Annotated in this window: 11 protein-coding genes, 1 tRNA gene and 1 pseudogene; 7 read left to right on the forward strand and 6 right to left on the reverse strand. The window is 69.8% G+C overall.

Features of this window, described 5'->3' with window-relative positions; genetic code table 11:
• Nucleotides 1-57: 57 nt before the first annotated feature.
• The gene (locus AB0D57_RS45620) at nt 58-495 is read right to left on the reverse strand and encodes an alcohol dehydrogenase catalytic domain-containing protein (protein ID WP_362088381.1); all 438 of its coding nucleotides are present in this window, start codon (nt 493-495) and stop codon (nt 58-60) included.
• Nucleotides 496-645: 150 nt separating this feature from the next.
• Between AB0D57_RS45620 and AB0D57_RS45625 the strand changes: the two are divergent.
• The 3 genes and pseudogenes from AB0D57_RS45625 to AB0D57_RS45635 all read left to right on the forward strand — a co-directional run.
• A pseudogene (locus AB0D57_RS45625) lies at nt 646-857 on the forward strand (conjugal transfer protein TraS); the annotation flags it as partial.
• A 157-nt stretch (nt 858-1,014) separates the two neighbouring features.
• Complete coding sequence (locus tag AB0D57_RS45630) at nt 1,015-1,521, forward strand: hypothetical protein (protein WP_362088383.1); 507 nt, start codon at nt 1,015-1,017, stop codon at nt 1,519-1,521.
• A gap of 221 nt (nt 1,522-1,742) precedes the next feature.
• Nucleotides 1,743-2,066: a DUF1876 domain-containing protein gene (locus AB0D57_RS45635; RefSeq protein WP_362088385.1), complete on the forward strand. Its 324-nt coding sequence runs from the start codon at nt 1,743-1,745 to the stop codon at nt 2,064-2,066.
• A gap of 182 nt (nt 2,067-2,248) precedes the next feature.
• Here AB0D57_RS45635 and AB0D57_RS45640 read toward each other — a convergent pair.
• Nucleotides 2,249-2,324, reverse strand: a tRNA-Arg gene (locus AB0D57_RS45640).
• Nucleotides 2,325-2,634: 310 nt separating this feature from the next.
• Between AB0D57_RS45640 and AB0D57_RS45645 the strand changes: the two genes are divergently transcribed.
• The 4 genes from AB0D57_RS45645 to AB0D57_RS45660 all read left to right on the forward strand — a co-directional run bounded on the left by AB0D57_RS45645 (nt 2,635) and on the right by AB0D57_RS45660 (nt 8,714).
• A complete protein-coding gene (locus AB0D57_RS45645) occupies nt 2,635-4,242 on the forward strand; it encodes a dynamin family protein (RefSeq protein WP_362088387.1) in 1,608 nt (535 codons plus the stop codon).
• Nucleotides 4,243-4,247: 5 nt separating this feature from the next.
• On the forward strand, nt 4,248-6,344 hold the full coding sequence (locus tag AB0D57_RS45650; protein ID WP_362088389.1) for a YfjP family GTPase: 2,097 nt from the start codon (nt 4,248-4,250) through the stop codon (nt 6,342-6,344).
• Nucleotides 6,345-6,563: 219 nt separating this feature from the next.
• Entirely contained in the window at nt 6,564-7,031 is a 468-nt protein-coding gene (locus AB0D57_RS45655; RefSeq protein WP_362088391.1) for a single-stranded DNA-binding protein, read from the forward strand.
• A 273-nt stretch (nt 7,032-7,304) separates the two neighbouring features.
• Nucleotides 7,305-8,714, forward strand: coding sequence for a Cys-Gln thioester bond-forming surface protein (locus AB0D57_RS45660; protein ID WP_362088393.1), 1,410 nt, complete (start codon nt 7,305-7,307; stop codon nt 8,712-8,714).
• A 136-nt stretch (nt 8,715-8,850) separates the two neighbouring features.
• Here AB0D57_RS45660 and AB0D57_RS45665 read toward each other — a convergent pair whose 3' ends face one another.
• The 4 genes from AB0D57_RS45665 to AB0D57_RS45680 all read right to left on the reverse strand — a co-directional run bounded on the left by AB0D57_RS45665 (nt 8,851) and on the right by AB0D57_RS45680 (nt 11,925).
• Nucleotides 8,851-9,465, reverse strand: coding sequence for a sigma-70 family RNA polymerase sigma factor (locus AB0D57_RS45665; RefSeq protein WP_362088395.1), 615 nt, complete (start codon nt 9,463-9,465; stop codon nt 8,851-8,853).
• A gap of 115 nt (nt 9,466-9,580) precedes the next feature.
• Nucleotides 9,581-10,306, reverse strand: coding sequence for a hypothetical protein (locus AB0D57_RS45670; protein WP_362088397.1), 726 nt, complete (start codon nt 10,304-10,306; stop codon nt 9,581-9,583).
• Between the two features lie 260 nt (nt 10,307-10,566).
• On the reverse strand, nt 10,567-11,307 hold the full coding sequence (locus tag AB0D57_RS45675; protein ID WP_362088399.1) for a YcnI family protein: 741 nt from the start codon (nt 11,305-11,307) through the stop codon (nt 10,567-10,569).
• A gap of 30 nt (nt 11,308-11,337) precedes the next feature.
• Nucleotides 11,338-11,925: a hypothetical protein gene (locus AB0D57_RS45680; protein ID WP_362088401.1), complete on the reverse strand. Its 588-nt coding sequence runs from the start codon at nt 11,923-11,925 to the stop codon at nt 11,338-11,340.
• Nucleotides 11,926-12,308: the final 383 nt, after the last annotated feature.

Genomic DNA, 12,308 nt, shown 5'->3' on the forward strand with positions numbered 1-12,308 from the left:
AGCGCATGCGAAGGCCCCTATACCGACCAGTCGGACAAACCGGGGCAAGGCGCCGAATCAGCGAGACCGATCAGACCGCTGACGAATCGAGGTTGGTGCATCGGCAACAAGGTATTCCTGCCAAGTGCCGGCCACACGCGGCCCGGGTACCGCCGGGACAGCAACGGCCACCACGCGCTCGCCGATCTTCAGTCCCTCGGTATCCGGGCCCAGGGCCTCAATACGGCCCACGCATTCCATGTGACCGCCGACCGTGGGGAACTCGGGGGAGAAACCGTAGCGGCCACGCAGCACGTGCAGATCACTGGCGTGAATCGGAGTCGCCTTCACGCGGATCAAAGCCTGACCGGTTTCTGGAGTGGGAACAGGACGGGATTCCAGCCTCAGGACATCGGCCGGCTCGCCAACCTTTCCGGCTACGAGCGCGCGCATGGATTGTGGCATGAGTGACCTTTCGCCTCTCAGCGCCCGACAGGCCCGTGCGCAGAGCGTCATCGGCGCCAGGTCCCCTCTAGGCCTTTTCCGACTCGCACAGCATGATCGTGCGAGCGAGTTGGGCCCCTGGGGTCCCCGACATTCACGCTAGGCGCCACTGAAAGGCTCTGCAATCCAGCCTCCGACGGCTCCACCGGGTTACGGCTTCGGCTGCGGCTCACCCCCGGGCAGGAACCTGCCGACGTCGCCGCCTCGACCGAACGGCTGCGGCATACCTGGAGCGTTCATGCTGTGTACGTCACGACCGTCAAGCCCGGCGTGGTCAAACTGCGGCTCGTCGGCTTCGACATCAACTGACCCTTGGTGCAACGCTGTCGGGCACGTCCTCGTACCTGCGGCATCTCGTCGCCGGACTCACACGGATGCGAGACGCACGCGGCGCAAGGGAAGTGAAGGCTGAAACCGCTCCGAGTCCACCATGAGAATCAGGTATACGCAGGCCGCCTCAGCGGAAAGATGGCGACCATGGACCAGGGGCTTGCAGCGGTACTCGGAGCAAGTGTTGGAGTGGTAGGCACGATGGGCACCGCACTTCTGACCTATGCCGCCACAAGAGGGCAGGTGAGAGATCAAGGAAGGGTCTCGCACGCGCATTGGCTGAGAGAGACTCGGCAGAAGGCCTATAGCGACTTCATCATCGCCGCGAACGCCGCTTCCAAGTCTCAGGGTGCCTGTGAAGAACAGGTCCGAAAAGTGCGAGCACTGCGTTGGGTCACCCAGGATGATGTCGACCGGCTGGGGGCCCTTGATGGTGCCGCTGTTGAAGCCACGCTCACACTGCACGAACGGTCTGTCCATGTGTACCTTGCAGGGCCTACTGCTCTTGGTGGCTTGGGTGGCGAGATGACGCAGGCCATATTCGACGCGTTACGAGAGATCAGGGACTTGCACCCTGCCATCGGTACCCAACCGGAGCAGCCACCCGACGCCTATGACACGTTGCAGAACCTGAAGCACGCTGAGGACAACCTGTTTGGGCGTTTCCAGGAACTTGCTCGCAGCACCTTGGATCATCCGGCTTCGTAGGTCAGGGCGTCGTGGACCGGGGACGCCCCAGAGGCGCCCGGCAACCCGCCCGCACTCGGGTGCGTCAACTGACCTGACCGGCGCGGTGTGCGGACTCTGCGCACCCGCGCGACCACTCCATGTCCGCATCGGCCGCCACCCCGTGCGGAGTCGGGTGAAGGAGCACACTCTGGTAGTAGGGCCGTAGCAGGGACTGGGGGCCCGCCCCGGAGGTGATCACAATGACGCAGACGACACACACGCAGTCGGCTCAACCACAAACGACCGAGCCGAAGGCACGGACCGCCGTCGGCTGGCACGTCGAGCTGGAATTCGAGGAGGACGACCACCGCACCCGCGCCGCCGCTCTCCTCAGACTCTCCGACGGCAACGAGGTACGCGCCCACGGGTACGCCAGCCGCCACCCCTCCGACGCCAACCAGCCGAGGGTCGGCGAGGAGGTGGCCGGAGCCAGAGCACTCAACGAACTGGCGATGAAGCTCCTGACCAAGGCCCACAACGAGATCGACGAGGCGTCGGGCAGGACCTCGCATCCCCTGAGGTGAATTGGGGTGTCGCCGGCATCTGACCAGTAGCGACGCCATCAGCACAACGCGCATCCGGATGGTTCCTGCTTGCCCCACCAGGATCGATGGGGCAAGCAGTGAACGACTGGAGGCAACGTCCGGCACCCGTGGCGGGGGACGAGGAACCCAGCAAAAAGCCCTCCCAAAGGGAGGGCGGGGAGTGGCGCCCCCGGCAGGACTCGAACCTGCGGCCAAGCGCTTAGAAGGCGCCTGCTCTATCCACTGAGCTACGGGGGCCGGGTGTGGTGGCCTGTGTCGTGGTGCCCGGGTGTGGGCGTATCCGTGACCTTGCCGGGGACAAGGATAGGGCTCCCGGATCCTTGTCCCTGATGCTTCGTCTCCGTGGCTTGATGTGGAGGTTCAGTGAAGCGGTCCTGATAATCGCAGGCAGGTACGAATCGTGCACCGCTTTTGACGTCTCACGCACCGGGTGTTGTGCACTCGTTATGCCTGCGCCCCAGTCGTCCCTTCCGCCCCGTGTGTCCTGTCGGCGCGCAGACATACTCATATGCTTCAGAAAGACACCAAAATTGGGCATTCTTCGCATGTGGTGACCTTGGACGTACGGCCTCAGCTGCTCGACGCACTCTCCGCCCTGCGCGACCGTGTCGCCGCCGCACGCTTTCCGCTGCCCCTCACGGGGGCTCCACGCGCGCGTGCCAACCGCGACGAACTGCTCGCACAGCTCGATGACTATTTGGTGCCCCGGTTGAGAGAACCCGAAGCACCACTTCTCGCCGTGATCGGTGGGTCGACCGGCGCGGGCAAGTCGACCCTCGTCAACTCGCTCGTGGGCCGCCGGGTCAGCGAAGCGGGCGTATTGCGGCCGACGACCCGTACACCGGTACTGGTGTGCCACCCGGAGGACCACCACTGGTTCAGCGGAATGCGGGTTCTTCCCGACCTCACGCGCGTGTGGATGCCCCATCAGGATCCCGGCGACGACCTGCACGCCCTCGTCGAGCGCGGGGAACGCGTGCTGCGGATCGAGACCGCCGACACCCTCCCCCGCGGCCTCGCCCTCCTCGACGCGCCCGACATCGACTCCCTCGTCGCCGACAACCGCGTACTCGCCGCCGAACTGATCTGCGCGGCGGACATCTGGGTCATGGTGACCACGGCCGCGCGGTACGCCGACGCCGTGCCCTGGCATCTGCTGCGTACCGCCAAGGAGCACAAGGCGACCCTGGTCACGGTGCTCGACCGGGTGCCCCACCAGGTGGTGTCCGAGGTCTCACGGCAGTACGGCGCCCTGCTCACCAAGGCCGGGCTCGGCGAGGTGCCCCGCTTCACCGTGCCCGAGCTGCCCGAGTCCGCGTGGGGCGGCGGCCTGCTGCCCGCCACCGCCGTGGCGCCGCTGCGTACGTGGCTGGTGCACCAGACACAGGAGCCGGGAGCCCGGCACCAGTCGATGGCTCGCACGGCCCACGGAGTCCTCGACTCGCTGAAGACCCGGATGCCGGAGCTGGCCAGCGCGGCCGCCGCGCAGTACGCCGCCGCGCTGCGGCTCACCGCGGCCGTGGACGGGGCGTACGACAGCGAGCACGCACGCGTGAAGGCGCGTCTGCAGGCCGGTGCCGTGCTCTCCGGAGACGCGCTCAAGCGGTGGCGCGCCTACCCGCTGGACTGCACCGCCGACGAACTGCTCGACGCGCTCGTCGAAAGCCTCGGCGCGCTCCTGCTGTGCTCCGTCACGGCCGCCGACGAACGCGTGGACGAGGCCTGGCGGCGCGAACCGGCCGCGGGCGCTCCGGGACTGACGGACCGCGATCCGACGCTGGAGAGCGCCGAGCACCGGATCGGGATGGCCGTACGGCGTTGGCGGCGAGTCCTCGAGGAGTACGTCGAAGAAGAAGTCGGTCATCTCGACAAGAGCGTCGCACCGGACGCCGAGGTCGTCTCCGCGCTGCTCGCCACCGCACTCCTGGGCGGCCGCAAGGCGCGGGCCACAGGCGAGGGGCTCGCCGAGCGGATCGGCGCGCACAGCGCCCTGCGGCTGCGCGACCGGGGCGGGCGCCTCCTCACTCAGTACGTCGACAGGGCGGTGCACACCGAACGCGAGCGGCGTCTGGCCCCGCTCGACGCCCTCGACGTACATCCAGAGCCCCAGGCAGAACTCATCGCCGTGCTGTCCGTACTGCAGAAGGAGAGGTGACCGCGGTGACTGCCGTCACAGATCACACGGATCACGCCGACCACCCCGGAGACGAGCCCTCTGAAGACGGCACGTGCACTTCCGACCACGGCTCCTGCGAAGAGGGTCCCTCCAGGGACTCTCACTCCGGGGACTCTCACTCCGAGGGCTCTGGCTCCGAGGACTCTCGCTCCGAGGACGCAACTCCGGAGGGGGACCTCGAGAAAACCGCGGACGGCGAACGTGCCGAAAGGGACTCCGAGAGGCCTGCGGAGCCCTCTGAGGAGCCGGAAGAGGCCACGGAGGAAAACTCCCCCGACGCCCCTCATCTCGACGGGCACGCGCGCGTGGAGCGCGTCGCCGAGCACGCACGCGTGCCGGACGACGACGCATCCGCGCGTACCGAGTCGGAAACCGCCTGGGACGACGGACTGATCGCCCGTCGCGTGTCCGAGACAGCCGCCGGCCAGGATGCTCCGGTACTCCCGGTACTGAGCAGCAAGGCCGCCGTACAGGCCCCGCCGCCCCCTCTCGCGTACGACGGGCCCCTGAGGTCTCGGCTCGACGCGCTGCGCGAGCTCGTGGGGCTGTCGCGCACCCGGCTCGACAGCAAGACGCTCGCCGAGGCCAGCCGGGTCCTCGACGAGGCGGCGGCACGCCGCAAGCTCTCCGGGGAGCACACCGTCGTCGCCATCGCCGGGGCCACCGGCAGCGGCAAGTCGCAGCTCTTCAACGCACTCGCCGGGGTGGCGATTTCGGAGACCGGGGTACGCAGGCCCACCACCGCGGCCCCCATCGCGTGCAGTTGGAGCGACGGCGCGGCGACGCTCATCGACCGGCTCGGCATCCCCGGGCGGCTGCGCCGACGTCCGCTGCAGAGCCCGGAGGCGGAGGCTCAGCTACGCGGCCTCGTCCTGATCGACCTGCCCGACCACGACTCGGCGGCCGTCGAGCACCGCGAACAGGTGGACCGCGTCCTGGCACTCGTCGACGCGGTCATCTGGGTCGTGGACCCCGAGAAGTACGCGGACGCCGTCCTCCATGAGCGCTATCTGCGGCCCCTGGCGGGGCACGCGGAGGTCACCTTCGTCGTCCTCAACCAGGTGGACCGGCTGCCCGGTGAGGCCACCGACCAGGTTCTCGACGATCTGCGGCGGCTGCTCGACGAGGACGGGATCGCGCTGGGCGAGTACGGCGAACCGGGCGCGACCGTGCTCGCCCTGTCCGCGCTCACCGGGGACGGTGTCGGCGAACTGCGCGAGTCGCTGGGTCAGTTCGTGGCCGAGCGCGGCGCCGCCGCACGTCGAATTTCAGCCGATCTCGACGGGGCCGCCGCGAGGCTGCGACCCGTCTACGCGACCGGGCGGCGGACCGGGCTCAGCGAGGATGCACGCGACGAGTTCGCGAACCGGCTCGCGGACGCGGTGGGTGCCACCGCGGCCGGCCAGGCGGCCGAGCGCGCCTGGCGCCGCAACGCCAACCGCGCCTGCGGCACGCCCTGGCTGCGGCTGTGGCGCTGGTGCCAGGGCCGGGGCGCGGTACCGACCGGACGGCTGGCGGTGCCGGCCCCCGCGGACGAGGAGGCCACGGCCCGCCAGCGCGTCGAGCAGGCCGTGCGTACGGTGGCGGACCGGGCGGTCCGCGGCCTGCCCGCCCCCTGGGCGCAGGCGGTGCGCGAGGCGGCCGTACGCGGTGCGCAGGGACTGTCGGAGGCGCTGGACGAGATGGCGACGCGCGCCACGACACCGGTGGGACGTCCGCCGCGTCCGGGCTGGTGGCCGGTCGCCGTGCTCGCGCAGGCGTTGATGACGATCGTCCAGATCGCCGGTGGGCTCTGGCTGTTGGGGCAGGTCATCGGGTTCATGGCACCGAATCTCGGAGTGCCGGTGCTGCTGATGGTGGCGGGCATCATCGGCGGTCCGGCCGTCGAGTGGAGCAGCAAGCTGGCGGCGCGCGGACCGGCCCGCCGGTACGGGCTCGAAGCCGAACGGCGATTGCGGGAGGCCGCCGCCGGGTGCGGAAGGGCACGGGTCCTGGATCCGGTGGCGGCGGAGTTGCTGCGGTACCGGGAGGTACGGGAGCAGTATGTGCGGGTCACGGGGGCGTCGACGCCGGTCGGGTGACTGGCTGATGGGGACATCTGCCCCGGTCGATGACGTGCCGTCACCCCTTCGAGGGGCGGCGTTGTCCACAACCGGCCGGTAGTGCACAGCGCTCAGCGGGCTCGGCCCGGCGGAGGCAATCTGAACTCGCGGCGATCGCAGCGCATGCAACCACAACGCATGCAACCGCACAGCATGCGATCGCCGCGTCAGACGCACCGACGGGAGAGGGGTTCGAGCATGAACGAGACGATGGTCTGCGCGGTGGGCAACGTGGCGACGCAGCCGGTGTATCGAGAGCTGGCGAACGGGGCTTCGGCCAGGTTCCGGCTGGCGGTGACGGCGCGGTACTGGGACCGCGAGAAGAGCGCGTGGACGGACGGACACACCAACTTCTTCACCGTGTGGGCCAACCGAGCGCTCGCCACCAACGTGGGGGCGTCGGTGTCGGTGGGCGATCCCGTCATCGTGCAGGGCAGGTTGAAGGTACGCACGGAGGTGCGCGAGGGGCAGAGCTGGACCTCGGCGGACATCGACGCGGTGGCGATCGGCCACGACCTTTCCCGCGGCACGTCGGCTTTCCGGCGCCCGAACAAGGAAGGGGACACGGCTTCGACGCCCCGTCCCGAGCCGAGCTGGGCGACGGACCCGGGCAGGCCCTCCGAGGCCGGGCCCCAACGGCAGCCGGAACCAGCCGGAGTGACGTGATGTCAGGGATGGGTACGACCTGAACGAACGTTCCGTGCAGAACTGCGGCTTATCGGCGGATTCTTCCCGGCACTCCCCATGGATTTGTCGATAAGCGCAGCTCACAGGCTTGCCGACCGATAACGATTCCGATTCGGATCGGTTATCCCACGGCATGACCGGGGAGGGCGGTGCGCCGCGTCCTTACGATGCCGGATATAGCTCACGGGGCTTCTGATTCTGCTGGCGGGACCGTCCCCCCATGTCAACGGGTCCTGCTCGAAGGGGAATTCTGTGTTTTCTTCGTTCTCTGCGTTGCTCGCGCGCAGGCGAGGGGCCGCTCGCCTCGCCGCCGCAGCGTTGGTGTCGGGGCTCGTCACCGTGGGGGCGATAGCCACCGCCGGTGCCGCCGTCGCCGAGGAGGCCCCGCAGAGCCAGGGCGGCGCGACGGCCACCCTGGGTGGCCTGAAGACGTACGGGTCCGCGGTGATCCACGACAACGGCGTGGACCAGCAGGTGTCCGCGGGACTCTTCGAGATGTCCGTCGACGGCGGCGGCATGCTGCAGACCTACTGCGTCGACCTCCACAATCCGACGCAGCGGGACGCCAAGTACCAGGAGACCTCCTGGAGCGGCACGTCGTTGAACGGCAACAAGGACGCGGGCAAGATCCGCTGGATCCTGCAGAACTCCTACCCACAGGTGAACGACCTCGCTGCCCTGGCCGAGAAGGCCGACGCGAGTGGCCTCACCGAGCAGGATGCGGCAGCCGGCACGCAGGTGGCCATCTGGCGGTACTCGGACGGCGCGGACGTGGACGCGGTGGACCCGCAGGCGGAGAAGCTCGCGGACTATCTGCAAAAGAGCGCCCGGAGCGTGGCGGAGCCGAAGGCCTCACTGACCCTGGACCCGCCGGCGGTCTCCGGTCACGCCGGCGAGAGGCTCGGTCCGGTCACGGTGCGCACCAACGCGGACAGCGTGACGGTGACGCCGCCCGCGGACGCCTTCGCCGGCGGAGTGCAGGTCGTCGACAAGAACGGTGAGGCGATCACCTCTGCGGCGGACGGCAGCCGGCTCTACTTCGACGTGCCGAAGGACAGCACGGACGGTTCGACGGCGCTGACCGTGCAGGCGTCTACGACCGTGCCGGTAGGCCGTGCCTTCGCCTCGGAGACCCGCAGCCAGACGCAGATCCTCGCGGGCTCCAGCGAGTCCACGGTCTCCGCGACGGCCACCGCGAACTGGGCCAAGACGGGCGCGATACCCGCCCTGTCCGCCGAGAAGAACTGCGCCGAGGACGGCGTGGACGTCACAGCGGTCAACGAGGGTGACGGGCCGTTCACCTTCGAGCTGACGGGGGTCGAGCGCACCATCGCGGCGGGCGAGTCCGAGACGGTGACGGTCCCACTGCCGGAGGACCAGGCGTACGACTTCACGATCACGGGTTCGAACGGCTTCGAGGAGCGGTTCACCGGCATGCTCGACTGCAAGACGCAGGGCAGCGCGAGCGACGTCACGACGCAGACGGTCGGTGAGCCGAGCCCGGCGGTGACGGGCGACGCCTCCGCCTCGGACACCAACCTCGCCGAGACCGGCAGCTCCGGCGCGACCCCGATCATCGGGGGCGTCGCCATCTCCCTGGTCGTGGTCGGCGGTGCGGTGTTGCTCCTCGTCGGTAAGAAGCAGGCACCGACGCAGGACTGACAGGACTGCCAGAACCGAGCAGAACCGCACCTTGGCAACTCAACAGTGAGTGACCGCCGCACGGTGACTCGGTGAGCCCGCGGCCCCGGCCCGCCCCCCAGGCGTCCGGGGCCGCGTTTCTTCTCGGCCGCGCATGTCAGGCCATCGCGTCGACCAGTCCGCAGCGCTCGGCGTCGTCCAGCGACGCGATCAGGGCGGTACGGGCGCGGGCCACGCGTGAGCGGACCGTGCCGACGGGGCAGTCGCTCACCAGGGCCGCCTCCGCGTACGGCAGTCCCAGGAGCTGGGTCAGCACGAAGGCCTCGCGGCGTTCCGCGGGCAGTTCGGCCAGCAGGTCGTCGAGCGCGATGCCGTCGTCGAATCCGGGCAGACCGCGCGGCTGGGCGCGTTCGGCGGCGAGCTGCCAGTCGTCGGAATCCGTCAGGCGGGGCCGGGCCGCCGCGTGCCGGAAGCTGTCGATCACGGCGCGGCGTGCGATGGCCAGCAGCCAGGTACGGGCCGAGGAGCGGCCCTCGAAGCGGTGCAGGCTGCCGAGGGCGCGCAGGAAGGTGTCCTGGGCGAGGTCGTCGGCAGTCTGTGGGTCCGCGCCCAGGTAGGTGACGTAGCGGCGTACGTCGCGTTGGAGGGCGCGCACGAAGTGGTCGACGGCGACGGGGTCGCCGCCACGGGCGGCCAGCGCCCAGGACGTCAGCGATTCGTCACGTGAGGTGGGCAGGGCAGGAGTGGTCACCTGGTGTCCTTCTCGGGTCATCCGGGATCCGGACCGGGCGCGCGAGGGCCGAGGGTCCGTCAGGGGATACGGCCGCACGACTACGTACGGCCGAGGCCCGGGGCAAGCAGAGAACGCCCCGGGGAACCGGCTGTCTTCAGACGACAGCGGTCCCGGCGGGCGGACCCCGAGAAGTGATCGCGTGGACGAGAAGGAACCGGCGCGGTGCGCGGACCGAACGGTTGCGGCAGACACGAAGGCGCGGGCGGTGCGCCGGCGCGGGCAGGGCGAGCAGCAGCCGCAGCGGGGCGGCCAGCCGACTGGCGAGGACACGCAGGACACGGAAGGCGGCGCGCTCTCCGTGCGCGAGCCAGAGGCCGCAGAGCAGGGCGGCCAGCAGGTGGGCGGCGAGCATCCCGAGCGAGGACGAACCGCCACCCGCTGTATGCCCCATGGGATCCATCGATCCCATGTCCATGGCGCCCATATGTGCCGAGTCCATGTGCGCCGCACCCATGGACATCGAGCTCACTCCGTGGCCCGTGAACCCCGTGAGCAGGGACCGCAAGGACAGGGTGTCCGCGCCTGTGAAGACCGCAACTGCCGCGCCCCATGCCCCTGAGGACCCCGACGATTGCGCGAGTGAGAACGCCGAGTGGAGTGCCACCTGGGCGGCGACCACGGAGGACACGATCAGGGGAAGTCCACGCTCCCGGCCGGCCAGGCACCAGCCCATGCCGCCGATCACCACGCCCGAACCGCCCAGGGCCCACCAGGGCACCACGCCGCCGGACATCATCACGTGCCCCAGGGCGGCGAGCAGCACACAGACGACCGCGAACACCGCGGCCCGTACCGTGCGAGAACACCACCCTGCAGTCATGGCGGGCTCATCCTCGCATCCGGGTGCCGGTCATCACGGGTGGGTACGCAAATTTCTCACGCCTCACTCAGGCAGCAGCCCGCAACGGTGGCCGAGCCGTCGGCCCCCACGTGTGTACGTGCCCGGGTTCACCGATGGCCGTCCGGGCCGTCGCCGTGGCGTACTGGTGACTGGCTAAGGTCGAGCAGCGGTGGGCGATCCGCCCCGCCGAAGGGAGTTGACACCGACGGGGCGGCAGCCACGTATCGACCGGACAGGTCCTAGGAGCGGGCGCTCCGGCCGCGGGCGAGGGCGAATCCGGCCGCGATCAGGCCGAGGACCCCGACGACCAGGCCCGCGATGCCCAGGCCGCGAGCGGTCGAGTCACTGCTCTTGCCGCTCGCGGTAGGGGTCTTGGCCTCCGATGCCGACGACGAGGCCGTGGTGGAGGATGCCGCGGAGGAGTCCTCCCCCGCGGCAGTGGCGGTGAGCTTGAGAACCGGTGCCGGGCTCTCCGGCTCCTCGCCGCCCTCCGGCGTCTCCTCGATCCAGCGGACGACATTGCCGTCCGAGTAGGTCTGCAGTGTCTTGAAGCTCAACTGGTCAGTACTGTCAGGAAGTTGACCGAAGGCGACATTGAAGTCCTGGTACTCGCCGTGCCGGATCCTGCCACCGGTCCAGGTGATCTCGGAGACGGCGTCGGTGATCGTGCCGTCGTCCGTCTTGACGGGCGTCTTGAGCTTGGTGGTCGTCACCTTCGCGGTCCAGCCCGCTTGCGGAGTGACCAGGACCCCCAGGACCGGGTGGTCGGTGGGCAGGAAGAGCTGCACCTCCGTGGTGCTGGCGGTGTCCTCCTCGTTGGGGACACGGAAGGTCAGCACGCCGTCCGTGTCGCCCTTGGCGTAGCTCTCGGGGTGGACCGTCACATGAGCGAAGGCCGCACCGGCGGCGGTCAGGACTCCGGCCGTGCTCAGGGCGGCGACGAGGCCGGCCCGGCGCAGGGTGGTGCGTATCGGGGACATCAGTGGAACTCCGTACTGGTGTGGATGTGGTCAGGGCGTGTACGCGAGCCCTGCCGGGGGTCCCCGACGGGAGACGGCATGCCGCAGCAGCACCTGCCGAAGCGGCCGCGGCTCCGTCCGGTTTTGGCATACGACGTCCCTGTTGACCCGTACGTGCGACGGTCCGGTGCGCACCCGCCACCACGCCGCGAGCCCCGGCACAAGCGCCACGGCCCAGCGCAACAGGGACCACAGGGCGGCCTCGCCACGCCGCAGCCACCAGGTTGCGAGCAGGGCGGTGGCCACGTGCACGGCCGTGGCATGGGGCGTCATGGCGTGGGTGTGCGCGTGCGCCATGTGCGCCCCGTGCATGTTCATCGCCATGCGCGGTCGGGCGGCTTCGAACCCGAGGTGGAGTCCGGCCTGCGCGGCCAGCATTCCGCCGCCGATCCCGAGCAGGGACCGCTCCCGGCCGCCCAGCAGACAGCCCACCGCGAAGACGGCGAGGAACCCCGCACCGTCCGCCCAGAGCGGTGGCGCCTCCCCCGTCGCGAGCCGATGCCCCTCGGCCGCCAACAGCACGCACAGCACGGCGAACACCGCCGCGCGCAAGCTCCGTACTGCCGGGGACGCTCTCATGGAGCACAGATACTGCCACGGGGCGGCGAACGGCCGTCGCGATTTCCCGGAGGAGCCGCCTCCTCCGGGGCTGCTCGGGCGCCCTGTCGTCGCTCGGGTAGGGTCCGGCTGAGCGTCGCAGATGAGTTTAGGTTTTCCGGGGTGGGGCTGGGTTTTCGGCCCGGCTCCGGTCCTGGGAAAAGAGATCTCAGGGTGTCCCGGTGGCCGTCCCGTCCGTGGGGCGGGGGTGGCGTGGGTGTGCAGGTGGAAGCCTGCGCCGAGTCTGGCCCCGTACGGCTGGTGCCGGGCGGGGGTGCTCATCGTGTGCGGTGCCTGCCGCCGTCCGCGCCACTGGGGGTGACGCCTTGGTGACTGGGGCTGCCGCCCCGCCGGACGCTTTCCAC

The organism is Streptomyces sp. NPDC048275, assembly GCF_040652275.1.
Lineage (GTDB): Bacteria > Actinomycetota > Actinomycetes > Streptomycetales > Streptomycetaceae > Streptomyces.